The organism is Paramesorhizobium salinisoli (assembly GCF_003335045.1).
Lineage (GTDB): Bacteria > Pseudomonadota > Alphaproteobacteria > Rhizobiales > Rhizobiaceae > Paramesorhizobium > Paramesorhizobium salinisoli.
Genome location: NZ_QOZG01000004.1, coordinates 425,881 through 448,537, shown reverse-complemented (window position 1 = coordinate 448,537; position 22,657 = coordinate 425,881). Strand labels below are relative to the sequence as shown.

At 60.7% G+C, this 22,657-nt stretch carries 21 protein-coding genes; 10 read left to right on the top strand and 11 right to left on the bottom strand.

Annotation, left to right across the window (positions count from 1 at the left end; translation table 11 throughout):
• Window positions 1-44: 44 nt before the first annotated feature.
• Window positions 45-1,178 carry an ornithine/lysine decarboxylase gene (odc2, locus tag DUT91_RS11845; protein WP_114440580.1) on the bottom strand — a complete coding sequence of 378 codons (1,134 nt, stop codon included), beginning with the start codon at window positions 1,176-1,178 and terminating at the stop codon, window positions 45-47.
• Window positions 1,179-1,790: 612 nt separating this feature from the next.
• On the opposite strand from odc2, the gene DUT91_RS11840 reads away from it, so the two are divergent.
• The 3 genes from DUT91_RS11840 to DUT91_RS11830 all read left to right on the top strand — a co-directional run bounded on the left by DUT91_RS11840 (window position 1,791) and on the right by DUT91_RS11830 (window position 4,583).
• A complete protein-coding gene (locus DUT91_RS11840; RefSeq protein WP_114440706.1) occupies window positions 1,791-2,690 on the top strand; it encodes a LysR family transcriptional regulator in 900 nt (299 codons plus the stop codon).
• An 82-nt stretch (window positions 2,691-2,772) separates the two neighbouring features.
• Window positions 2,773-3,441 carry a DUF1007 family protein gene (locus DUT91_RS11835; protein WP_114440579.1) on the top strand — a complete coding sequence of 223 codons (669 nt, stop codon included), beginning with the start codon at window positions 2,773-2,775 and terminating at the stop codon, window positions 3,439-3,441.
• A gap of 17 nt (window positions 3,442-3,458) precedes the next feature.
• A complete protein-coding gene (locus DUT91_RS11830) occupies window positions 3,459-4,583 on the top strand; it encodes a nickel/cobalt transporter (protein ID WP_114440578.1) in 1,125 nt (374 codons plus the stop codon).
• Window positions 4,584-4,598: 15 nt separating this feature from the next.
• Here the strand turns inward: DUT91_RS11830 and DUT91_RS11825 are convergent, their stop codons facing one another.
• The 8 genes from DUT91_RS11825 to trhO all read right to left on the bottom strand — a co-directional run bounded on the left by DUT91_RS11825 (window position 4,599) and on the right by trhO (window position 11,223).
• Window positions 4,599-4,805, bottom strand: coding sequence for a hypothetical protein (locus DUT91_RS11825; RefSeq protein ID WP_114440577.1), 207 nt, complete (start codon window positions 4,803-4,805; stop codon window positions 4,599-4,601).
• A gap of 12 nt (window positions 4,806-4,817) precedes the next feature.
• Entirely contained in the window at window positions 4,818-5,819 is a 1,002-nt protein-coding gene (locus tag DUT91_RS11820) for a cation diffusion facilitator family transporter (protein WP_245419684.1), read from the bottom strand.
• A gap of 109 nt (window positions 5,820-5,928) precedes the next feature.
• Window positions 5,929-6,618 (bottom strand): GNAT family N-acetyltransferase, encoded by a 690-nt coding sequence (locus DUT91_RS11815; RefSeq protein WP_114440575.1) that lies wholly within the window; start codon window positions 6,616-6,618, stop codon window positions 5,929-5,931.
• An 88-nt stretch (window positions 6,619-6,706) separates the two neighbouring features.
• Complete coding sequence (gene modC, locus DUT91_RS11810; protein ID WP_114440574.1) at window positions 6,707-7,801, bottom strand: molybdenum ABC transporter ATP-binding protein; 1,095 nt, start codon at window positions 7,799-7,801, stop codon at window positions 6,707-6,709.
• Window positions 7,798-8,481: a molybdate ABC transporter permease subunit gene (gene modB / locus DUT91_RS11805; protein ID WP_114440705.1), complete on the bottom strand. Its 684-nt coding sequence runs from the start codon at window positions 8,479-8,481 to the stop codon at window positions 7,798-7,800. The genes modC and modB overlap by 4 nt, the downstream gene beginning before the upstream one ends.
• A 20-nt stretch (window positions 8,482-8,501) precedes the next feature.
• The gene (modA, locus tag DUT91_RS11800; protein ID WP_114440573.1) at window positions 8,502-9,254 is read right to left on the bottom strand and encodes a molybdate ABC transporter substrate-binding protein; all 753 of its coding nucleotides are present in this window, start codon (window positions 9,252-9,254) and stop codon (window positions 8,502-8,504) included.
• Window positions 9,255-9,510: 256 nt separating this feature from the next.
• On the bottom strand, window positions 9,511-10,209 hold the full coding sequence (locus DUT91_RS11795; protein WP_114440704.1) for a tellurite resistance TerB family protein: 699 nt from the start codon (window positions 10,207-10,209) through the stop codon (window positions 9,511-9,513).
• 96 nt (window positions 10,210-10,305) lie between these two features.
• Complete coding sequence (gene trhO, locus DUT91_RS11790) at window positions 10,306-11,223, bottom strand: oxygen-dependent tRNA uridine(34) hydroxylase TrhO (protein ID WP_114440572.1); 918 nt, start codon at window positions 11,221-11,223, stop codon at window positions 10,306-10,308.
• Window positions 11,224-11,338: 115 nt separating this feature from the next.
• Between trhO and DUT91_RS11785 the strand changes: the two genes are divergently transcribed.
• Together DUT91_RS11785 and DUT91_RS11780 are read left to right on the top strand one after the other, a co-directional pair.
• Window positions 11,339-11,983, top strand: a complete 645-nt coding sequence (locus tag DUT91_RS11785) for an N-acetylmuramidase family protein (protein WP_114440571.1) — start codon at window positions 11,339-11,341, stop codon at window positions 11,981-11,983.
• 77 nt (window positions 11,984-12,060) lie between these two features.
• Window positions 12,061-12,699, top strand: a complete 639-nt coding sequence (locus DUT91_RS11780) for a 2-dehydro-3-deoxy-phosphogluconate aldolase (protein ID WP_114440570.1) — start codon at window positions 12,061-12,063, stop codon at window positions 12,697-12,699.
• A gap of 69 nt (window positions 12,700-12,768) precedes the next feature.
• Here DUT91_RS11780 and DUT91_RS11775 read toward each other — a convergent pair whose 3' ends face one another.
• Together DUT91_RS11775 and DUT91_RS11770 are read right to left on the bottom strand one after the other, a co-directional pair.
• The gene (locus DUT91_RS11775; protein ID WP_114440703.1) at window positions 12,769-14,655 is read right to left on the bottom strand and encodes a peptidoglycan L,D-endopeptidase MepK; all 1,887 of its coding nucleotides are present in this window, start codon (window positions 14,653-14,655) and stop codon (window positions 12,769-12,771) included.
• 262 nt (window positions 14,656-14,917) lie between these two features.
• Complete coding sequence (locus DUT91_RS11770) at window positions 14,918-16,453, bottom strand: sigma-54-dependent transcriptional regulator (protein ID WP_114440569.1); 1,536 nt, start codon at window positions 16,451-16,453, stop codon at window positions 14,918-14,920.
• Between the two features lie 200 nt (window positions 16,454-16,653).
• On the opposite strand from DUT91_RS11770, the gene DUT91_RS11765 reads away from it, so the two are divergent.
• The 5 genes from DUT91_RS11765 to omp10 all read left to right on the top strand — a co-directional run bounded on the left by DUT91_RS11765 (window position 16,654) and on the right by omp10 (window position 22,551).
• Window positions 16,654-18,513 (top strand): M3 family oligoendopeptidase, encoded by a 1,860-nt coding sequence (locus tag DUT91_RS11765; protein ID WP_342634452.1) that lies wholly within the window; start codon window positions 16,654-16,656, stop codon window positions 18,511-18,513.
• 84 nt (window positions 18,514-18,597) lie between these two features.
• Window positions 18,598-19,770 (top strand): aminodeoxychorismate synthase component I, encoded by a 1,173-nt coding sequence (locus tag DUT91_RS11760; protein WP_114440567.1) that lies wholly within the window; start codon window positions 18,598-18,600, stop codon window positions 19,768-19,770.
• Entirely contained in the window at window positions 19,719-20,378 is a 660-nt protein-coding gene (locus DUT91_RS11755) for an aminotransferase class IV family protein (protein WP_114440566.1), read from the top strand. Before DUT91_RS11760 ends, DUT91_RS11755 begins: the two co-directional genes overlap by 52 nt.
• Window positions 20,379-20,562: 184 nt before the next feature.
• Window positions 20,563-22,008, top strand: coding sequence for a homospermidine synthase (locus DUT91_RS11750; RefSeq protein ID WP_114440702.1), 1,446 nt, complete (start codon window positions 20,563-20,565; stop codon window positions 22,006-22,008).
• A gap of 165 nt (window positions 22,009-22,173) precedes the next feature.
• Window positions 22,174-22,551, top strand: coding sequence for an outer membrane lipoprotein Omp10 (gene omp10 / locus DUT91_RS11745; protein WP_114440565.1), 378 nt, complete (start codon window positions 22,174-22,176; stop codon window positions 22,549-22,551).
• Window positions 22,552-22,657: the final 106 nt, after the last annotated feature.

Below are 22,657 nucleotides of genomic sequence, written 5' to 3'. Positions count from 1 at the left end.
ACTCCTGCCGGGCGGGCTAAAATGAACCAGACGCAGAGGCCGGTTCAGATGACGTAGGATCGGAGCGGTTCGAAGCCGTTGAATGCGACCGACGCATAGGTGGTGGTGTAGGCGCCCGTCCCCTCGATCAGAACCTCGTCACCGATCGTCAGCGAAACGGGCAGCGGATAGGGCGTCTTCTCATACATCACATCGGCGGAATCGCAGGTCGGCCCCGCGAGGATGCACGGCTCGGTGCGGTCGCCATCATGCGGCGTGACGATCTGGTAGCGGATCGCCTCGTCCATCGTTTCGGCGAGACCGCCGAACTTGCCGATATCGAGATAGACCCAACGGACATTATCGTTGTCCGCCTTCTTCGAGATCAACACCACTTCCGTCTTGATGACACCGGCATTGCCGACCATGCCACGGCCCGGCTCGACGATCGTCTCCGGGATGCGGTTGCCGAAATGCTTGCGCAGCGCATCGAAGATGGCGCGGCCATAGGCCTGCGCGGTCGGCACGTCACGCAGATAGCGCGTCGGGAAACCGCCACCCATATTGACCATCTTGAGCATGATGCCTTCCTCGGCCAGCGCCGCGAAGACGCCCTTGGCATCGCTCAGAGCGCGATCCCATGCGGAAAGGTCGGTCTGCTGCGAGCCGACATGGAAGGACACGCCATAGGCATTGAGCCCGAGCGATTTGGCACGGCGCAGCACATCGACGGCCATGGCGGGCACGCAGCCGAACTTGCGCGACAGTGGCCATTCGGCCCCTGCCCCATCGGTCAGCACACGACAGAAAACGCGGGCGCCGGGTGCTGCGCGGGCGATCTTTTCCACTTCCTCGACGCAATCGACTGCGAAGAGGCGGATGCCGAGCTCGAAGGCGCGCGCGATGTCGCGTTCCTTCTTGATGGTGTTGCCATAGGAGATACGCTCCGCAGGCGCGCCGGCGTCGAGCGCCATTTCGATCTCGGTGACCGAAGCGGTGTCGAAAGACGAGCCGAGCGAAGCCAGCAGGCGGAGGATTTCCGGCGCAGGATTGGCCTTTACCGCGTAGAAGATGCGCGAATCCGGCAGGGCTTTCTCGAAGCCGATGTAATTTTCACGCACGACATCGAGGTCGACCACGAGGCAGGGACCGTTCGGACGTCGGGTGTTGAGGAAATCGATAATGCGCTGCGTTGCCATCGTATTCTCCTGTTCCAGCGGCATGCTGCCGCTGTCGCAAAGGCTGCGGCTGCCGGCTGCCCGCCGGTTATTGCCGCATAGGGACAAAGTGCATGAAGCCACCTGCCGCGAAGCCAGCCTTTGGAGGTGCTGAAAACGCGCGAAGGTTCATGCGGCGATGGAACAACGCTCAATCAGCGTAATCCCGCTTTGTCTGCCTTGGCTTGGAATTGGGAGAACCGCATCCGCACTGCCGGCAATGAAGGTGTGCCTCTTCAGTAATTTCGGCGTTTGGACAGCCGAAAGACACCAGAAAGGCCCGCACCGTCGTTGCTTCAAGATGTCCTCGAATCTGGCGGTTGGCCGACAGATCGACTGGAGGGGTTAGTTCCAGGTACCTTACCGTTTACTCTCACCATTCGAGAGTTCGGCGGACACCCACGGGCACGTGCGACTTTGGGCAAGCGCGATATAAGGTGAAACTTGTGTCCAATCAATGACAAATCGGTCTCAGGGCAAAATTTTTTATATGCTGAACAATGGGGCCAAATCATCTACAATAGCTGAACAACCGCAAACCGGCGACATCACCGGAAATGCATGGGTTTGGAACTGGGCCAGGGGGCCGCTTTCATGGATACGCTCACCCGTATGCGCGCTTTCATCGACGTCGTGGAAGCCGAGGGTTTTTCGGCTGCGGCTCGCAAGATCGGCCGGTCCAAGGCGCTGCTTTCCAAGTATGTGCGCGAACTGGAAGACGATCTGGGCGTATTGCTGCTCAACCGCACGACGCGGCAGTTCTCCATGACCGAGGCGGGGCACACCTATTACCAGCGCGCCTCGGAGATCCTCCGCGACATCGACAGTCTGCAGGATTCGATCAGCGAGACGAGCGGCGACGTCCGCGGACGCATCAAGCTTTCCGCGCCCCGCACCTTCGCCGATGCGCCGATCGGCCAGTCCCTCATCGATTTCTGCGCGGATCACCCGGAGATCGTCCTCGATATCCGCCTGGACGATCGCTTCGTCGATCTGGTCGAAGAAGGCTTCGACATGGCGATCCGCATCACTCGCCTTCAGGATTCCTCCCTCATCGCCAAGCGCCTGACGGCCTTTCACCTGGTCCTGTGTGCATCACCTGAACTCATCGCAAAAGTCGGCATGCCCGAGAGACCGGAGGGGCTGCACGACCGCCCCTGCATCATCGACACCAATGCCCGCTCCCGAAATAACTGGCATTTCCGCAACACCGATGGATCGCTACTCACCGTTCCCGTCAGCGGCCCGGTCGAGGTCAACAGCCCGCTGACGACCATGGCAGCCGCGGTCAAGGGGCTGGGCTTCTGCATTCTTCCCCGCTTCATCGCCGAGCCGGAGCTTGCAAGCGGCAGGTTGGTGGCAGGGCTGGACGAATTCACTACCAGGGATGGCGGCATCTATGCCGTCTATCCCGACCGCAGATATCTCCCGGCCAAGGTGCGCGTTTTCGTGGATTATCTCGCAAAATGGTTCAAGGAACGCAGCAATTCATGAGCATCGGCGCATTTCACATCCCGCCGGTCCCACTTTCGCCAAGTTCACCCGTTGAATTGCCGATCATCACAAGGATTGATTCATGCCTCGAAGTGAGGATTGTTTGACACGGCGCATGGCGCTTGCGGCAGTGGCGGCGGCTTTGTTGCCGTCACCGGCGAATGCCCATCCGCATGTCTTCGCCGAAGCGCGCCTCGAAGTGACGGTTGCGCCGGATGGAACCGTCGAGAAACTCGCCCATGTCTGGCGCTTCGATGACGTCTTCTCCAGCACCGTGCTGATGGAGTTCGACAAAAACGGTGATTTGAAGCTGGATCAGAGCGAATTGGATACGCTGGGTCAAACGATCAGTGATTCCATCGCCGAATACAAATATTTTCAGACCGTTCTCTCCGACGGCAAGGAAGTTGCGATGGCCAAGCCGGCGCATCTGGTCGCCGATTTTCCTGATAACCAGCTTCTGATCATGTTCGAATCCAAGCCGGAGAAACCGATGAAGCTCCATCATAAGGCGAGCTTCGGCATCTACGATCCTACCTTTTACACCGCGATCGACTATCTAAACGATTCCGACATGCATATCACTGGCGTGCCGAAGGGCTGTACGGCCAAGGTCGTTCGCCCCAACCCGGACGAGGCGATCGCCGCCAATCAGGCGACCCTTACCGATGCCTTTTTTAACGATCCGACCGGCACCGACATGTCGAAGATTTTTGCCACTCGCCTCGAAGTCACCTGCAGCCAGAACTGAAACAACGGGAAAAACGCATGAAAAGGCCGCCTTTTCCGGCAAGCCCGGTCATTCTGATAAGCGTGACGGTCGGTTTGTTGTTCGCCGGACAGGCCTGGGCGCAATCTTCGCTCGGCATCGGGGCCAATGAGGTGGCCATGCGGCCGGTCGGCCCCTTCGCTCACATCATCGAGTGGATCATGATGGAGCAGCGCAGTTTCTATCGCGCCATGACCGGCGCGCTGAAGGGCATGCGCGAGGACCCGTGGCAGGCCGCTATCCTGGTGGGGCTGTCATTCGTCTACGGCATTTTTCACGCCGCCGGGCCGGGCCATGGCAAGGCCGTCATCTCTTCCTACATGATCGCCAACGAAACGACACTGAGACGCGGCGTTTTCCTGTCCTTCGTCTCTTCCATCCTGCAGGCGTTATCGGCCATCTTTATCGTCGGCCTTGCCTGGCTGGTGCTGCGCGGCACCAGCGTCTCGATGAGCGATGCCGCCCGTTACATGGAGATCACAAGCTACGCGCTGATCATTCTCTTCGGCCTTTGGCTGCTCCGGCGCAAGGTGCCGCTCCTTTTCGCGCGTCAGCAGGCGGCGAATGCAGCAGAACCAACCGGCGGGCTTGCCATGGAAACACTCGCCTTCTCGGCTCCCGGCATTTGGGAAGGCGCCGTATCGGAACAATCGCGCGCGCAGATGAGTAGCCGCAGCAATCGCCTCAACTACAGCCGGGCGCTGGCGCCGGGGGCCATCCCCGATCATATGCATATGGGATCAGGCGAGGTTTGCAGCGCCTGCGGAAATACCCATGCGCCGGACCCCTCGCTTCTACAGGGCGATTTCGACTGGAAGACCGCCTGGTCCGCTCTCATGGCGGTCGGCCTTCGCCCATGCTCCGGCGCGCTGATCGTGCTCACCTTCGCGCTGTTGAATGGCCTTGTTCTCGGTGGCGTGCTGTCGGTTTTCGCGATGGCGCTCGGGACCTTCATCACCGTCGCCGCCCTTGCAACGCTCGCGGTGACCGCGAAGAACCTCGCGCTGAAATTCGCGGGCAGCGGCATCATGTCGGCCAAGCTTCAGGTGATCATCGAAATCGGCGCGGCGCTCTTCATCGTCCTCGTCGGCATGCTGCTTTTCACAGCAGCCCTATCGATCTGAATCACGGATCCGCCGTCAGTCCTTGCGCCTCTGCTGACGCGCGCGCAGCCAGAAGACACCAAAGAAAGCCAGGACGAACAGCACGGCGAACACACCAGCCAGCAAAGGCGATTCGGCACCAAGGGCCAGCATGATGCGCGGCATCAGGAGCCAGAGCGCCCCGAAGCCCAGAAGGATTGCCACTGCCGCAATCGCCGCATTCCGTGTCTTTGGATCCTGCAACAGCTTGCCCCTTTACGTGCGCGTGCTTTTTTGCGTGCGCCGGCCCTTTACTTGGGAATGAGCACGACCCGCGGGCTCCCCGGCCACAGCGCATTCATGATTCCCATGACCGTCGGCACATGTACCGCATGCGGTTTCGATGGTGGCATGGGTGATTCCATGGGCGGAGGCAAGCCTTTCCTTGATCAATCGGGTGACCGCCGTCACATCGCCGCCATCCACAATTCGCGCATGCATGGTTGCCAAATTGCTTTGGCCGTCGAGCGACCAGACATGCATGTGATGGATGTCTTCCACACCCGGTACGCTCTTTTCGAGATCGCGCGCGATATCGTCGCGGTCGAGCACGTTGGGCGCACCTTCCAGCAGCACCTGCCCCGCATCGCGCGTCAGCCGCCAGGCGCTGACGAACAGCAACACCGACACCAATGCCGAAAGAATTGGGTCGATCGGATACCAGCCGGTAGCGAGGATGACGAGCGCCGCGGCAATGGCGGCGACAGAACCGAGCAGATCCCCCATCACATGCAGGATCGCGCCGCGCATGTTGAGGTTCTCGCGATCGCCGCCATGCAGGACGAGAAACGCGGCGATATTCACCGCGAGGCCCATTATGCCGACCACGAGCATCGGCCCGCCCAGGACGCTCGTAGGCTGCTGGAAGCGCTCCCAGGCCTCATAGACGATCCATGCGCCCACCACGAATATGGCAAGGCCGTTGGTATAGGCGACCAGCGGCTTCAACCGGCCGAGGCCGTAGGTATGCCGGTTGGTAGCCGGGCGCGCGCCCAGATGGAAGGCATACCAGGCCAGCCCGAGCGACACGGAATCGGTCAGCATATGTCCCGCATCCGCGAGAAGCGCCAGTGAGCCCGTCAAAAGGCCGCCAAGCGCTTCCACCACCATGAAACCTGCCGTCAGGGCAGCAGCGATAAGAACCCGCCGCTTGTCGAGACCACTGTAATCATCATCATGATTGTGCTGATGATCATGCTGGACGTGCTCGTGTGCCACAGTTCTTGCTTTCACTCAGAGTGTCGCGCGTGCATTTTGACGAGAAAAGGACGCCCTAATACTTATGAATATTGCGTAATGGCATCTTTATCGCTTCCGATTTAAGGAATTATGCAGCGTTGGACAAGTCCGCTCGCAGATCTTCCAGCCGCTTCTTCTGGTTACCGTCAGCATCGAAATTATCCGGTGACAGCCATTTTCCATAGGCCTGCCTGAGCGCAGGCCATTCAGCATCGGTGATGGAGAACCATGCAGTGTCGCGATTTTTGCCCTTCACCACCATATGCTGGCGGAAAACGCCTTCGAACTGGAAGCCGAAACGCAGAGCCGCCCGCTTGGACGGCTCATTCTCATTGTTACACTTCCATTCGTAACGGCGATAACCGAGTTCGTCGAACACCATTCGGGCGAACAGGAACTGCGCTTCCGTCGCCGCCGGCTTGCGCGAGATGAGCGGTCCCCAATAGATACTTCCTATCTCGATGACACCGTGTGCGGAAGCGATACGCATCAGCGCCTGCCGTCCAGCAACCCTCCCGGTCGCCTTGTCGATGACGACGAAGAATAGCGGGTCACTGCTGGATTGCGTCTTTTCGAGCCAGGGCTGGAACGCGGCCCGGTCTTCCGGCGCATCTTCAAAAAGCCAGGTGAAGCGCTGACTGGCATCCGGAACGGACGAGGCTTCGAAGAGACCATCGCCGTGTTTCGCCGCATCGAGAGGTTCCAGCCTGACATAGGCGCCTTCCAGAACCTTGCGCTCAGGCAGGGGCCGCGCCGTCCAATGCTTCAGGTCCGTCATTTCATTCTTCCTCAGATAATCTCGGTGGCCACAGGAGCACAAATCGGATGCAACTGAACAGGTCAAAATGCGCCGGGAATGAAAATTCCTACCCGCCTTTTGCGAACCGCATCGAACTGCGGTCGACCGAAACCGCCTTGACCAGGGCGAACACCTCCTCGCCCGGCTTCAGGCCGAGATCGGCCACCGATTTCCGCGTCAGCCTTGCCCGCAGCACCTGCGCGGCGAATGAAAGCTCCATTTCGGCAAACGCGCCGCTCTCGCTTATCGCGACGATCCTGACCGGCAGCACATTGCGAATGCTGATCGCCTCGGGCGCATGGCGGGCAAGCGACACATCCCGGGCACGGACACGCAGCCGCACATGCATGCCAGGCCGCAGTTTTTCATCGACGACCTGAAAAGCCTCGCCTCCGAGATCTATGAAAGCGACCCTGTACCCTGGGTCCCACCCTGTCACATGGCCCTCGATCAGCGCACCGGCGTCCTCGCCTGCGCCGCCGATACCGTCGATCCGGGAAAAGACCTCCGCCACCGGACCGCTTGCCACGACCCTCCCCTCCGACAGCACGACAAGCGTGTCGGCAAGCCGCGCAACCTCGTCGATCTCATGGCTGACATAGACGATCGGCAGGCCGCTTTCGTCGCGCAGGCGCTCCAGATAGGGCAAGATTTCCTGGCGTCTCGCATGATCGAGGGAGGAAAGCGGCTCGTCGAGAAGCAGCAGCGCCGGATTGGACAGAAGCGCCCGTCCGATGGCGACACGCTGCCGCTCGCCGCCCGAAAGTGTGGCCGGCCTGCGCTCAAGAAGAGAGCCCAGCCCCAGAAGATCGACCACCTCCGCAAAAGGCCTTCCCGCCTGACGCCGCCCTGCCCAAAGCGCATAGGTCAGATTGTGCCTGACCGACAGATGCGGGAACAGCCGCGCATCCTGAAAGACATAGCCGATATGCCGCTTCTCCGGCGCAGCATTGATACGGCTTTCGCTGTCGAAAAGCACGGTATCGCCAATGGCGATGCGCCCTTTCTCCGGCGAGAGCGTCCCGGCGATCATCTTCAGAAGCGTGGTCTTGCCCGCGCCCGAATGCCCGAACAGCGCCGTGACGCCGCGCGATGCCGTGAAGTCGGCACTCAGGGGAAAGCTGCCGCTCCTGCCCGAAATGGAAACCACGAGTTCGCTCATCCCGGCCGCCTCGCGTCGAGCCGGCGTTGCAGCCACTCGGAAAGGATCACCGCTGCAACCGACAGGGAAGCGGAAACGAGGATGAGCTTGATCGCGGCGCTGTCGCCGGCGGGCGTCTGCAGAAAGGAATAGATGGCGAGCGAAAGCGTCTGCGTTTCACCCGGAATGTTGGAGACGAAAGTGATCGTCGCGCCGAACTCGCCCAGCGCCTTGGCAAAGCCCAGCACGGCGCCGGCAATGATCCCGGGCAAAAGCATGGGCAGTGTCACGGTGAAGAAGGCGACAAGCCGTCCCGCGCCCAGCGTCCGCGCCGCCTCCTCAAGGCCGCGATCGATATTCTCGATTGAAAGCCGCATGGGTCGCACCAGAAGCGGAAAAGCCATGACGCCCGCAGCGAGCGCGGCGCCGGTCCAGCGAAAAGCAAGGCTGATCCCAAACCATTCATCGAGCGGCGCACCCAGCGCGCCGCGCGAGCCGAACCAGACAAGCAGGAGATAACCGGTCACCACCGGCGGCAGGACCAGCGGCATCGTCACAAAAGCCTGCAGCAGGCTCTTACCGGGAAAGGAATAACGCGCCAGCACCCAGGCCACGGCAAAGGCGAGCGGCAGCGCGAAAAGGATGGCAACGAACGCGATCCTCAGGGACAACATGATAATGCCCCAATCCGCCGCCGACAATCCGAACAGGCCGGTCCCGGTCAATTGGCAGCCTCCGCGGCCGGCACAAAGCCTTTCGCACGTATGATCGCCTGCCCCTGAAAACCCGAGAGGAAATCGAGGAAGGTTCTGGCCTCGGCCGTCCCCTCGCCGATCAATGCCGCCGGATAAAGGATAGGCGCATGGCTCGATGCAGGAAAGCGGTAAGCCTCCGTCAGCCCAGGCGCTGCGGCCAGATCGGAAGCATAAACGATGGCCGCGTTGGCCTCGCCGCGATTGACATATTGCAGCGCCACACGAACATTTTCGGCAAAAACCGCATTCTTCTCGACCTCCGTCCAAAGACCGAGCTTTTCCAGCGCCGCCTTGCCGTATTTCCCAGCCGGCACATTGGAGGGGTCCCCCATGGCAAACCGCCCTGCTCGCAGAATATCAGCCGCTTCGCCGCGCTTTTCCCCAGCCTGCATGGCGATGACGAGCGCATTGCCGGCGATGACCCGGCGCGACGCCGCGGAAATCAGCTTGCGCTCCTCGAGATAATTCATCCAGTCCTCGTCGGCGGAAATGAAGATCGAAGCGGGCGCGCCGGCTTCGATCTGCTTGGCCAGCACGGAAGACGCCGCAAAGGAAAAGGTCACCTCCACTCCTTCCCGCCCACTGAATGCCCTGGCCGCCTCTTCGACCACGTCCTGCATGCTGGCGGCGGCGAATACCGTCACCTTTTCGGCCGCGTGTGCTTTTGCGACCAAACCGGGACCGAATACCAATAAAAGCGAGAGAAAGAGCTTTTCCATCATACCATCCTGTACAGCCGAACATGTCGCCAGCCGGGAACTCTTCCCGAGGCTTCGTTTTGACGTGATGGTGGGAATGATGGAGGCAATCGCGGCCCGGTTGCCGTCAAACCCTTGACGCAAAGGCGACCATCTCCATGCCGCCCTTCGCAGGCCAATCTAGCGGCACGTTTCGCATTTGGCCAGAGCCGGCCGAAAGCATGTTTTGCAGGGGACAGGTGAGAAACCGCCGGCTCCTGGGAACCGGCGTCGAAACTCAGACTTTCGCGTTCGAAACGGTCGCCTCGATATGATCGACCAGCGCATCCGGCAGCTTCAGCCGTCCAGCCAGGAGATCGAGATAGCCACGTTCCGCGCGGGTCTCCGGATCGATGGTGAGGCGCGAAGCCGTATAGAGTTCGATCTTCTGCGCCTCAGTCTTCGCCTCGTTGATCAAGGCATCGATATCGACGGGAGCGGCTAGCTCCCTGGTGATGAATTGCTGTGCCTCGAGGCTCAGGCCCGCCTGCCCCATCCGCTCGGCGATCTTCGCCTTCTCGGCTTCGTCGATGTGGCCGTCCGCTCTCGCCGCCGCGATCATTGCCCGCACCAGCACCATGGCGAAATTTTCCTCGCCTTGCGGCGCCGTGGCGGGATTGAACGTATCGCCGGCCGGCGGCGGCAGAAGCTCCGGTTCCCTGGCGGTCGGCTGCTCCGGCGCCTTGCCTGCCTGGTAATTCTGATATGCCTTGTAGGCCAGGCCGGCTATGGCCGCCAAACCGCCGACCTTGACCGCCGAACCTGCGATCGAGCGTCCGGTACCCGTTCCCAGAAGAACCGCGGCAAGCGCGCCTGCCGCCAGCGGATTGTCCTTGGCGAGTTGCGTCACCTTGCCCACACCGCCACCGACAGTGGATTGCGAACCGGGCACCTTGGAGCCCAGAAGATCATCAAGCAGTTTCTTCGGATCGAGCATCGGCATTCCTCTTCTCGTGGATTTCTTCAACCGTCTGGAGTTAGGAATGCAATTGCGCCGATACAATGAGGATCAGCAAGAATCGCGGCTCGATGTTTAGTCCCCGATATGCCGCTTATGGCCGCGCTGCTCCGCAAGCCGCACCTGCCGCTGGCGCTCCGCATAGCGCGCCCGGTCCTCGTCGCTCCGTTGATGATAGCAACGCGAGCAGGAGATGCCCTCCTGGTAGAATCGCGAAAGGCGCTCCTCGGCGGTGATCGGATAACGGCAGGCGCGGCATAGCTCCGTATCGCCTTCCCTGAGATTATGACCGACCGAAACCCGCTCGTCGAAAACGAAACATTCGCCGTCCCAGCGGCTTTCCTCGGGCGCGACTTCTTCCAGATATTTGAGAATGCCGCCCTTCAGATGATAGACCTCGTCAAAACCGAGCCCCTTGACGAAGGCCGTCGCCTTTTCGCAACGGATGCCGCCGGTGCAGAACATGGCGATCTTCTTGCCCTCGAGTTGCTCCCGGTTTTCCTCGAACCACGCGGGGAACTCCCGGAACGTCTTGGTCTGCGGATCGAGCGCGCCCTGGAAGGTGCCGATCGCCACCTCGTAATCATTGCGGGTATCGATCACCACCGTATCGGAACTGGAAATCAGGCCGTTCCAGTCCTTCGGCGCGACATAGGTCCCCACGCTTTTCAGCGGATCGATCTCCGGGACACCCATCGTGACGATCTCTTTCTTGAGCTTCACCTTCATGCGGTTGAACGGCATCTCGCTGGCGTAGGAATATTTGAGTTCCAGGCCTTCAAGCGCCGGCTCCGCCTCGATGCGAGCGATCAGCTTCCCAATTGCCTCGGCGCTCCCCGCCACCGTGCCGTTGATGCCTTCGACGGCAAGCAGCAGTGTTCCCTTGATGCCGAGGCTGCAGCAAAGCTGCGCCAGTGGCTCGCGCAATGCCTCGTAGTGCGAAAGGCGCGCGAAACGGTAAAGGGCGGCTACGGTGAAAGGTGCGTTCGTCATGACCGACCGAACTAATCCCCGCGCGAAGCGATTTCAAGGCACCTCATCATGGTTTGTCCAACAGATGCCGGTTCAAGCGACAATCCAGGCAGGAAACGATTTGAAGGAAGCTTGCATGTTCGAAACACAGACCATCCGGGACATCATCGCCGCAGCCCGCCAATCGGGTGTCGAGCCCTCAGCCATTCTGGCCGTAGCCGAGGTGGAAAGCGGCGGACGTGCCACGGCCAGGATTAATGGCAGTGATGAGCCGCTGATCCGTTTCGAGGGGCACTATTTCGACCGGCGCCTCACCGGGAAGAAACAAGCCGAGGCGCGGCAACTTGGCTTGGCCGCGCCCAAAGCCGGCAGCGTCAAGAACCCTGCAACGCAAGCCGAGCGCTGGCGGCTTCTGGCTCGCGCGGCCCGGATCGACCGCAATGCGGCGCATGAATCCGTTTCATGGGGGCTCGGCCAAGTCATGGGCGCGCATTGGCAATGGCTGGAATACGTTGATGTTCAGGCGCTCGTTGCAGAAGCGCGCGGCTCGGTCGCGGGACAGATCCGCCTCATGCTGCGTTTCATCGAAAGATCCGGCCTGGTCAGGCTCCTGAACGAACATGATTGGGCGGGTTTCGCCCGCCGCTATAATGGCCCGCTCTATCGCCAACACGCCTACGACAGGAAGATGGCCGCGGCTTGGAAGAGGTGGCGCGACCGCCTGCTCCTGGGCAGTGACCGCGTTGAGAAGAAATCCGCCAGCCCCACCTACCCGTCCTGAATAGAGAGTGCCGCGGTGGACAAAATGATATCGCAGGGCTAAATCCACAAAATATTCAGATAACCGGAGACATCGCCATGGCCCAGAGAACCGACCTTTTGCTTCCGATCCTCAAGGGCCAGCCGGTCATCCCGGTCTTGCTCATCGACAAGGCGTCCGATGCCGTTCCGCTGGCGCGGGCACTGGCTGCGGGCGGCCTTCCCGCCATCGAGATCACGCTGCGGACACCGGCAGCGCTCGAGGCCATCCGCGCCGTCGCCGACGAGGTGCCCGAAGCCATCGTCGGCGCGGGCACAATCCTCAATGCGCGACAGTACGACGAGGCCGCGAAAGCCGGCTCGCGCTTCATCGTCAGCCCCGGCACGACCCGCGAAATCCGTGAAGCGGCATCCGGCAGCGACGTACCGCTTCTCCCCGCGGCCATCACGCCGAGCGAAATCATGACGATGCGCGAAGAAGGCTATACCTATCTGAAATTCTTCCCCGCCGAACAGGCCGGCGGCGCGGCCTTCCTCAAGGCTCTTTCATCGCCCCTGGCAGGGACGTTCTTCTGCCCAACCGGTGGTATCGGTCTCGGCAATGCCAAAACCTATCTGGCCCTGCCCAATGTCGTTTGCGTCGGCGGCTCATGGGTCGCCCCGAAGGAACTCGTCGAAGCAGGCGAATGGGCAAAGATTACAGCGCTTGCCTCGGAAGCATCCAAACTGTCCGCCTGAACGGCACAAAATGCGTAATAAAAAAGGGCCTAGAGGCCCTTTTTTTGAAGATTTCGCTCGGATTCCTACCTAATTCGACGCAGAGAATTTGGCAATCGACATGAATGTCACGGCATTGCCCGAGAATGTATCGGCCTTCTCCGATGGCAGATCCCGCTGGAACCCGGCGGTGTAGACCGTCGTCGGTGCCGAGCGTAGCGCGTCATTACGCAAAACCGGGCTCATAACCGGTATAGCGCGTGAAACGGACGTGCCGGAGATAGCCATCTGCGGCACCGGCGCACTTACCGGCTGCACGACCGCTTCGGGGTCTCTGGCCTCGCTGCGATGCGGCTTGGCGCCCTTTGCCGTGGTCCGCACGCCCGTATCGATGGCATTGATCGGCTGGCCCTTGGCGGCAGCATCGAGCAGAACCTTGCGCGGTGAGGTGGTTCGGGCCGGCGAAACGGACGCAACCAGGTCAGGCGACGTTTTCGGCCCTTCCGGCAAGGCAAGCGCTACCTGCTGGCTCCTTGGCGGCGGCGCGTTCTGCGGAAGCGGGAACGCAGGCGTTTCCATATCGGCTTCCGCCACATCCTCGTTCGCTTCCAGCACATCCGCGATCACGTCGCGGTGTGGCTCCGCTGCACTGGACGGCGCCGCGGCATCCGTGGCGGCAACGACAACGCCTGCCTCAGGCCGCGGTTCCGGAACGACGGCGGCAGCCATCAATACCCTCGGATCGGCGTGCCCGGGCTTGTTCAACGGCACTGGCACGAAGCCGTTCATCAAAGGATTTGGCACGCCCGCGTCGGCCATCTGGGCGGAATTGGCATCGACGGCCGCATTGATGGCATCCGCGCTGCTGGCCGGGATATTGACCGGCGTCGGCACGGCTGCCGGCGGTGTGATCATGGCAATCGCCGTCTCAGGTCTGCGCCCTGGCACGGGCACGGCGAAGGCAAGCGCTGCCCGTGTCTCAGGCGTATCTTCCGTAACAGGCGCAGCCGGACGCGGCACCTCGAGCGGACGGGGAACCTCACGCGACGGCAGGGCCGCAACAATTGTAGGCTGCTGAGGTTGCGGTTCCGGCGTGCGGGCGGGAGCTGGGGTTGGCGGTTCCGGTGCGGCGACAGTCGCCCTGGGCACGGCACGCGCGGGAGCAACCTGGCGCGAAGGCTTGGCGGCGGAAGCCACCGCGACCGCTCCACCGGCTTCGCCCCCGGATTCGCTCGTATCCTCTTCCTCGTCCGCACCACCGCCGAAGAGGGCGGCGAACAGGGTCTTGCTCTTGCGCGGCGCACTCGCAACCGTGATTGAACCGCCACCCGCCTTGCGCGCCTCATAGGCGGCAAGCGCCTGTTCGTAGCCCGGCAATGGCTTGCCGTCTGTGGGAACATGCAGGGTTTTGCCATTAGGGAAAACCGCCAGCAATTCGCGGCGGCTCATGCGCGGCCAGTGACGGACATTGCCGACATCCATATGCACGAACGGTGAGCCAGACCGCGGATAATAGCCGACACCGCCGGCTTGATAACGCATGCCGATATAGCGCAGCTTCTTCAGTGGCACGTCGGGGATATAGAAATCCATCGCCTTGCCAAGCATGTGCTGGCTGGTCTTGGCGACGCCGCGCGAACGCGAACGCAACATCGAATTGGTCGCCGGCGAACGGTAGGCGGAAACGACATGGATATAATCTCGTGAACCGCTGGCCTTGTAGACCTGCCAGACGAGATCGAACAGGCGGGGATCCATCTTGGTAGGCTCGTTGCGCCGCCAGTCGCGCAGGAATCGGTTAAGCTGCGCAAGACCGCCCGAGAGATACCGCCCATCCTTCTTGAAGGTGATCTCGGCCTTCTCCTTGGTATGGATGTAATAGAGCTTCAGCGTCCGCGTTTCCGCCGCTGCAAGCGAAGGCGCGAGGACGATGGGGCCCGCGACGGTAAGGATGGCAATCCACAGCATCCGGCGCATCAGCGCCGCTGCGAAAATCGCTTTAAATCCCAAAATACAGTTCATCAATTGGTCTAGCCTTGCCGTTTGTAGCAGTCCCCGAAGGCTCGGACTATCGGTTTTAATGGTTAATGGAGGTTTATTGAAGAACAAATACGTTTATAGAATGGCAAAAAAGGCACAGCGAATCACGCGCTAATGTCATGGTAAATGGCTTATTAACAAGCTTGGTAAGCTAACTGTAAACAGCGACAGAGATATCCAGAAAGCTTCGGCCGGTTGGCTATCCCGTCTCGTCGTCCCCTGCGCCGGTCTCCGTGCCTCCTCCCGGATACCCCGCCGCGTCGATGCCGTAATCCTTCAGCTTTCGATAAAGTGTCGAGCGGCCGATTCCGAGGCGCCGCGCCACCTCGCTCATCTGTCCACCATAATGCGAAATCGCGAGGCGAACCATGGCTTCCTCGATTTGCGCCAGAGACCGCACCTGTCCCTGCCCGTCAATGCCTTGCAATTGCCCGAACCGGTCCGACATCATCTGGCGATCCGGCCCGCTCAAATTCGGCTGGAGCACGGCATCGTCCTTCCCAGGCGTCGCGTTCGGCCCCCGCGTGCCATCCCCGCGATCCGCCGTCCCATCTTTTGCCTGCGCCTGGATTTGTGGAAAATCGTCCACCGTCAGTTCCGTGCCCTCGCATAGCACGACGGCCCTGAAAACCGCGTTCTCCAGCTGCCTTATATTGCCCGGCCAATCATAGACGCCGAGCAAGGCGAGCGCCGAAGGCGTGATGCCCTTGATCTGCGACCGGCCTTCCTCGGCGGCAAAGCGCGCGAGGAAATGGCGCACAAGCACGGGAATGTCCTCGCGCCGTTTCCTGAGAGGCGGCAGGGAAATTGGAAAGACGTGCAGGCGGTAGAACAGATCTTCGCGGAACTGGCCGCTTTTCACCAGATCGAGCAGGTTGCGGTTGGTCGCCGATATCAGCCTTATGTCAACATTGACGGGCTTTTTTCCGCCGACAGCATCAACTTCGCCTTCCTGCACGGCACGCAGGAGCTTGACTTGGATTTCAGGAGACAGGTCGCCGACCTCATCCAGGAACAGCGTGCCGCCATCGGCCTCGACAAATTTGCCGAGATGCTTTTCCGTTGCGCCGGTAAAAGACCCCTTTTCATGTCCAAACAGGATGCTTTCCGCCAGATTATCGGGAATCGCGCCGCAATTGACAGTGATGAAAGGCTTGCCACGCCGCTCGCCCGATCCCTGGATCGCCCGCGCCAGCATCTCCTTACCGACACCGGATTCGCCTTCGATCAGGATGGGTATGTTCGAGGCTGCCGCCTTCTGGCCGAGCTTGATCACCCTCACCATCGCTTCGCTGCGCGTTACCAGATCGCCAAAGGTGAGCCTGCCCTCGGCTGAATGCCTGATGCGCTTGATCTCGCCCTCCAGCGCGCCGAGCTTCAGCGCGTTGGCGACCGATACCTGGAGACGCTCCGGCGAAACAGGCTTGACCGCGAAATCGAACGCGCCGAGCCGCATGGCCGTGATGACTGTATCGAGGCCTCCCTGGGCAGTCTGCACGATGACAGGAAGCGACGACCCCGTTTCGCGCATCCGTTTCAGGACAGTGAAACCGTCCATATCCGGCATCACCAGATCCAGAATGACGAGGGAAATTTCCTTGCGGCTGCGCAGCAGCGCCAACGCGGCATGACCGCCATCGGCAAGAACGGTCCTATGCCCCATCCGCAGCACTGCCGCCTCCAGCAAACGGCGCTGGACCGGATCGTCGTCAACGATAAGAATGGGGCCGGTCATGGAATATGTTTTCATCTTATAAAAAATCTGAACTGGATCAGGATGATGTAGGAATCTAAATAAAGACTGCTAATCACAGTCGGCATTTGATTAAAAATACGATCGATGGTCGGCACATCGTGCATAAAGTGTAGCATACTACGGAATCGGAATTTAAGGAACATCTTATGAATAGCCCCCTGGAATTCGCCCGCCATTCCTTGCCTGAGCAGGCCGGCGCTAGACAGGCCGCATCGAAACACGAAGGGGCCGCCGCCGTCACGACGCAGGAGGCCGGAAATCTCGGCAATTTGCCGGAGTGGAATCTGGCTGATCTCTACCCCTCCATCGATTCCCCCGAACTGGCCGCGGACACGGCAAATGCCGCCCGCGACGCCATCGCCTTCGAGGAGCGCTGGAAAGGCAAGCTGGCCGAAGAGGCCGCCAAGCCCAATGGCGGCGATTTCGCCAGCGCCATCGTCGCCTATGAAAAGCTGGAAGAGTTGATGGGCCGCATCTTCTCCTATGCCGGCCTCGTCTATGCCGGCGACACATCGGACCCGAAACGCGCAAAGTTCTACGGCGACGTGCAGGACAAGATGACGGACGCGAGCGCGCATCTGATCTTCTTCGGCCTTGAACTCAATCATATCGATGACGCCGTCATCGAAGCCGCGATGAATGCCAATCCGGCAATCGGTCATTACCGGCCCTGGCTCGTCGACCTGCGGATGGACAAGCCTTATCAGCTCGAAGACCGGATCGAGCAGCTTTTCCATGAGAAGTCAGTCACTGGGCGCGGTGCATGGAACCGTCTGTTCGACGAGACGATGACTGCGTTGCGCTTCACCGTGGACGGCGAGCAATTACCGCTCGAGCCGACGCTCAATTTGTTGCAGGACGCCGACGGCGCCGTCCGCAAAAAAGCTTCCGACGCGCTCGCCGAAACCTTCAAGGCCAATCTCAGGACCTTCACGCTCATCACCAATACGCTCGCCAAGGACAAGGAGATTTCCGACCGCTGGCGTGGTTTCAAGGATATCGCCGATTCCCGCCATCTCGCCAACCGCGTCGAGCCGGAAGTGGTCGACGCGTTGGCAAAGGCGGTGCAGGACGCCTATCCCCGGCTGTCGCACCGTTATTACGCGATGAAGGCCAAATGGCTCGGGCTGGACGTTCTGGAAAACTGGGATCGCAACGCGCCACTTCCCGAGACGCCGCAGACCGTTATTCCGTGGAACGAGGCAAAGGAGACGGTGCTATCAGCCTATGCCGGCTTCGCCCCCGAAATGGCCGACATCGCGCGCGACTTTTTCGACCGCGACTGGATCGACGCGCCAACGCGGCCCGGCAAAGCGCCGGGCGCCTTCGCGCATCCGACCGTCCCCTCCGTCCATCCCTATGTCCTGCTCAACTACATGGGCAAGCCGCGCGACGTGATGACGCTCGCCCATGAGCTGGGACATGGCGTTCATCAGGTACTGGCGGGGCGGCAGGGCGCGCTGATGGCTTCGACGCCGCTAACGCTCGCCGAAACCGCCTCTGTCTTTGGCGAGATGCTAACATTCCGTTCGCTCCTCGACCGCACCATGGACAAGCGCGAGCGAAAGGCGATGCTGGCGCAGAAGGCTGAGGACATGATCAATACGGTCGTGCGCCAGATTGCTTTCTACGAGTTCGAGCGGCGCATCCATAGCGAGCGGCGCAACGGCGAACTCACAGCCGAGCGCATCGGCGAAAACTGGCTCGATGTGCAGAAGGAAAGCCTTGGACCGGCGGTTCGCCTCAACCCCGGCTATGAGGCCTTCTGGACCTATATCCCGCATTTCATCCATTCGCCGTTTTATGTCTACGCCTATGCCTTCGGCGACTGTCTGGTGAATTCGCTCTATGCCGTCTACCAGAATGCCGAAAAAGGCTTTCAGGAGAAATATTTCGATCTTCTCAAGGCCGGCGGCACCAAGCACCACAAGGAGCTTCTCGCACCTTTCGGGCTCGACGCCTCGGATCCCGGCTTCTGGCAAAAAGGCCTTTCGGTCATCGAGGGCATCATCGATGAGCTGGAAGCAATGGAAGACTGATTTGCTCCGGCAGATGGCGTCGCATATCCTGTATAATGCCGCAAAAGTGGGCAGGTCCGCCCGCTTTTGCCGATACAACAGGATATGCAGATTGTGAACCCGCTCGGCCCGTCCGATCCATTCATCCTGTTCCGAGACGACAAGGCGCAGCGCGAAATCCTGTTTGCCGAGCCGTCGGACATTATCATCGCGGAAAGCCCGGCGGACTTCGAAAATGCCTTCACCGCGGCGCAGGCAGCTCATGAAGAGGGAAAGTGGCTTGCCGGCTATCTCTCCTATGAGGCGGGCTATCTTCTCGAACCCAAGCTGGCGCCCATCCTGCCCGAGGACCGGCGCGCGCCGCTCCTCTGCTTCGGCGTTTTCGACGGCCCCTCGGAGCGCGCGTTTCCTGAGCGCGATTCCCTGCCGCAGGACAATGCCTTTCTCAGCCCCCCGCGTGCCGCCTGGACCTTCGAGGAATATGAAAAGCGGTTCTCGCGCTTGCACCGTCATCTGCGCGAAGGCGACTGCTACCAGGGGAACCTGACCTTTCCCGTCCACGCCCGCTGGTCGGGTGATCCGCTCGCCGCCTTCGATGCGCTGACCACGCGTCAGCCCGTGCGCTACGGCGCATTCTCGAGGCTCGGCGGCCCCGTCATCCTGTCGCGGTCGCCCGAACTGTTCTTCGACGTGAATGCCGATGGCTGGATCGAAGCCCACCCGATGAAGGGCACGACACCGCGTGGGCAAACGCCGGAAGAAGACGACCGGTTGCGCGATTTCCTGATCAACGATCCCAAGAGTCAGGCGGAAAACCGCATGATCGTCGATCTCCTGCGCAACGACATATCGCTGATCAGCGAGCCCTCGACACTCCATGTACCCGAACTCTTCAAGGTTGAGCGTTATCCCACCGTGCATCAGATGATCAGCCGCGTGCGTGCCCGCCTCAATCCGGGCCTCAAGCTCCGCGAGATCTTCGCGGCGCTGTTTCCCTGCGGCTCGGTGACAGGCGCGCCCAAAATCCGCGCCATGGAAATCCTGCGCGGGCTTGAAGGCGTGCCGCGCGATATCTATTGCGGCTCCATCGGCTGGATCGCGCCGCAGGGCCGGATGCGCTTCAACGTTGCTATCCGCACCATCTCGCTTTATCCGGACGGCCATGCCACTTTCAACATCGGCGGCGGCATCGTTTTCGATTCCACCGCGGAGGCGGAGTATGAGGAATGTCTTCTGAAAGCCCGGTTCGCGACGGGGATGGTCCCGACTACGAATTGATCGAAACATTGCGGTGGGAACCGCTTTGCGGCTTCCTGCGGCTGAAGCGCCATCTGGCGCGGCTTGAACGTTCCGCCGGCGCGCTTGGCTATCCGCTAGATGAAACACTGGTCCGGTCCAGCCTCGACAAGATTGCCCGAGGCGACCGGGCGTTGCGCGTTCGCCTCACGCTCGACCCCGACGGCGGCGTAGATGTGACGACGCAACCCTTCCTCCCGCTGCCGCAGGATACGGTCTGGCGCATCGCCATCGCCGGGACGACGCTCGATCGCGACGACCCGCTCGTTCACCACAAGACGACACGGCGGCAGGTCTATGATACCGCGCGGGCTGAGTTCGCCCGCGACGAGGTGGACGAGGTTATCCTCCTCAATGGCGAGGGACAGGTCTGCGAGGGCACCATCACATCGATCTTCATCGATCGGGGCGGCGCGTCATGCGCCACGCCGGCGCTCCGCTGTGGCTTGCTGCCCGGCGTCTTGCGTGAAGAACTGCTCGCCGACGGCGTCGTCTCGGAAGCGGAGCTGACGGCTGATGACCTTCGAAGGGCCAGGAATATCCTGATTGGCAATTCGCTGCGCGGGCTTATCAGGGCGCGGCTGATCTGACAGATCACCGTATCGTTTTGATATAATACACAGTTTTACTCCTCGACAGTCTCAGGTTAAGGAGGAATTATCCGGTAATGCTTTATTGTGACAGAAATCTATGGTTTAGCCGGGACGGGTATTTGACCGAACCCAACGAGGAACAAACCGCACCAAACATTGAAACCTGATGGAGATACAGGAAATGGCGAAAGCGAACTGGCCGATTCACGGCGAAATTACCGGCCCCATAGTAATGATCGGCTTTGGGTCGATCGGGCGCGGTACCCTGCCGCTGATCGAACGCCACTTCAAATTCGACAAGTCGCGCATGGTCGTCATTGACCCGAGCGACGCGAACAAGAAAATTCTCGATCAGAAGGGCATCCGCTTCATTCAGGAAGCGATCACCCCAGACAATTATCAGTCCATTCTTCAGCCGCTGCTCAGCGAAGGCGAAGGCCAGGCATTCTGCGTCAATCTTTCCGTCGATACCTCGTCGGTCGATATCATGCGCTTCTGCCGCGAGATGGACGCGCTCTATATCGATACCGTGGTCGAGCCCTGGCCCGGCTTCTATTTCGACGAAAAGACCGACAACGCAGCGCGCACCAATTATGCCCTGCGCGAAACGGCGCGTGCCGAGAAGAAGAAAAATCCCGGCGGCGCCACCGCCGTCTCCTGCTGCGGCGCAAATCCGGGCATGGTCTCCTGGTTCGTCAAGCAGGCGCTTGTCGATCTAGCCCGGGAACTGGAGCTTGATTTCACCGAGCCCGCATTCGACGATCGCGACGGTTGGGCGAAGCTGATGAAGAAAACCGGCGTCAAGGGCATCCATATCGCCGAACGCGATACGCAGCGCGCCAAGAAGCCGAAGCCGCTGGACGTATTCTGGAACACCTGGTCCGTCGAAGGCTTCATTTCGGAAGGCTTGCAGCCGGCCGAGCTTGGCTGGGGCACGCATGAGAAATGGATGCCGAAGAACGCCCGCAAGCAGGAGAAGGGCAACAAGTCAGCGATTTTCCTCGAACAGCCGGGCGCCAACACCCGCGTGCGCAGCTGGTGCCCGACGCCGGGCCCGCAATATGGCCTCCTCGTCACGCATAATGAATCCATCTCGATCGCAGATTTCTTCACGGTCAGGGACAAGAAGGGGAAGGTTTCCTACCGTCCGACCTGCCACTATGCTTATCATCCCGCGAACGACGCCGTGCTGTCGCTCGACGAAATGTTCGGTGCCGCCGGTAAACCGCAGCCGGTGCAGCACGTTCTCGACGAGAGCGAACTGGTTGATGGCATCGACGAGTTGGGCGTCCTGCTCTACGGCCACAAGAAGAACGCCTATTGGTTCGGCTCGCAGCTTTCCCTGGCTGAGGCGCGCAAACTCGCACCATACCAAAACGCGACCGGCCTGCAGGTGTCTTCAGCCGTACTGGCAGGCATGGTCTGGGCGCTGGAAAATCCGACGGCCGGCATCGTCGAGACCGACGAGATGGATTACCGCCGCTGCCTCGAGATCCAGCTGCCCTATCTCGGTCCGGTGAAGGGCTATTACACCGATTGGACGCCGCTCACCGGGCGGCCGGGCTTCTTTAGGGAAGATCTGGATACCAAGGACCCTTGGCAGTTCCGCAACATTCTGGTGCGATGACATTATCGGCACGAACCATTTTTTCACACCGACGGCGCCTCCGGGCGCCGTCTTCATGTGCGGCATAATCGCAACACTTCCTCCGCGCATCCTCCTAGTGGGGCTTGTTTTCGCTCCAATTTGGATACATCACAAGGGAGCGAAACCTTACGGGAGACCAATCATATGAAACGCTTCGGAGCAGCGGCAACACTTGCGGTGGTTTCCATGGCGCTCGCGTCCTGCCAATCCGCAGGCCCCATGGGCGGCAACGTACCGGTCGCCTCGCGCGGCGGTGGCATCGAAGGCAATTGGGTGGACGCCAACGGCATTACCTCGAGCTTCAATTCCGGTGTGTTCGTGACACGGACGACCGATACGCAGGAGAAGCTGGCGGAAGGCAACTACCGTTATGAATCACCGCAGCTTGTCGCCATCGACCTGCGTTCCCTCGTCCGTGGTACCACCTCGCGCGTCAATTGCGCCGTGGTTTCGCCTTCCCAGCTCAATTGTACCTCATCGGCCGGATCGCAGTTCACGCTGACGCGCAGGGCCGCTGGCTAGTGACACAGATCCGGATCTGACCGGCTGACGTCTCCCGTAGCGCGGATGTGGAGGATGGCTTTCCGTCTTGCATATCCGCCTGCAAGGTGTGACCATTCACTCTTCG

What these genes read in the sequence shown, in the direction of transcription:
- trhO (WP_114440572.1), bottom strand. Translation starts at nt 11,223, where the DNA reads ATGACGAACGCACCTTTCACCGTAGCCGCCCTTTACCGTTTCGCGCGC.
- DUT91_RS11785 (WP_114440571.1), top strand. Translation starts at nt 11,339, where the DNA reads ATGTTCGAAACACAGACCATCCGGGACATCATCGCCGCAGCCCGCCAA.
- modC (WP_114440574.1), bottom strand. Translation starts at nt 7,801, where the DNA reads ATGAGCGAACTCGTGGTTTCCATTTCGGGCAGGAGCGGCAGCTTTCCC.
- DUT91_RS11760 (WP_114440567.1), top strand. Translation starts at nt 18,598, where the DNA reads ATGCAGATTGTGAACCCGCTCGGCCCGTCCGATCCATTCATCCTGTTC.
- DUT91_RS11830 (WP_114440578.1), top strand. Translation starts at nt 3,459, where the DNA reads ATGAAAAGGCCGCCTTTTCCGGCAAGCCCGGTCATTCTGATAAGCGTG.
- DUT91_RS11780 (WP_114440570.1), top strand. Translation starts at nt 12,061, where the DNA reads ATGGCCCAGAGAACCGACCTTTTGCTTCCGATCCTCAAGGGCCAGCCG.
- omp10 (WP_114440565.1), top strand. Translation starts at nt 22,174, where the DNA reads ATGAAACGCTTCGGAGCAGCGGCAACACTTGCGGTGGTTTCCATGGCG.
- DUT91_RS11815 (WP_114440575.1), bottom strand. Translation starts at nt 6,618, where the DNA reads ATGACGGACCTGAAGCATTGGACGGCGCGGCCCCTGCCTGAGCGCAAG.
- DUT91_RS11835 (WP_114440579.1), top strand. Translation starts at nt 2,773, where the DNA reads ATGCCTCGAAGTGAGGATTGTTTGACACGGCGCATGGCGCTTGCGGCA.
- odc2 (WP_114440580.1), bottom strand. Translation starts at nt 1,178, where the DNA reads ATGGCAACGCAGCGCATTATCGATTTCCTCAACACCCGACGTCCGAAC.
- DUT91_RS11840 (WP_114440706.1), top strand. Translation starts at nt 1,791, where the DNA reads ATGGATACGCTCACCCGTATGCGCGCTTTCATCGACGTCGTGGAAGCC.
- DUT91_RS11795 (WP_114440704.1), bottom strand. Translation starts at nt 10,209, where the DNA reads ATGCTCGATCCGAAGAAACTGCTTGATGATCTTCTGGGCTCCAAGGTG.
- DUT91_RS11770 (WP_114440569.1), bottom strand. Translation starts at nt 16,453, where the DNA reads ATGACCGGCCCCATTCTTATCGTTGACGACGATCCGGTCCAGCGCCGT.
- DUT91_RS11755 (WP_114440566.1), top strand. Translation starts at nt 19,719, where the DNA reads ATGTCTTCTGAAAGCCCGGTTCGCGACGGGGATGGTCCCGACTACGAA.
- DUT91_RS11750 (WP_114440702.1), top strand. Translation starts at nt 20,563, where the DNA reads ATGGCGAAAGCGAACTGGCCGATTCACGGCGAAATTACCGGCCCCATA.
- modA (WP_114440573.1), bottom strand. Translation starts at nt 9,254, where the DNA reads ATGGAAAAGCTCTTTCTCTCGCTTTTATTGGTATTCGGTCCCGGTTTG.
- DUT91_RS11775 (WP_114440703.1), bottom strand. Translation starts at nt 14,655, where the DNA reads ATGCGCCGGATGCTGTGGATTGCCATCCTTACCGTCGCGGGCCCCATC.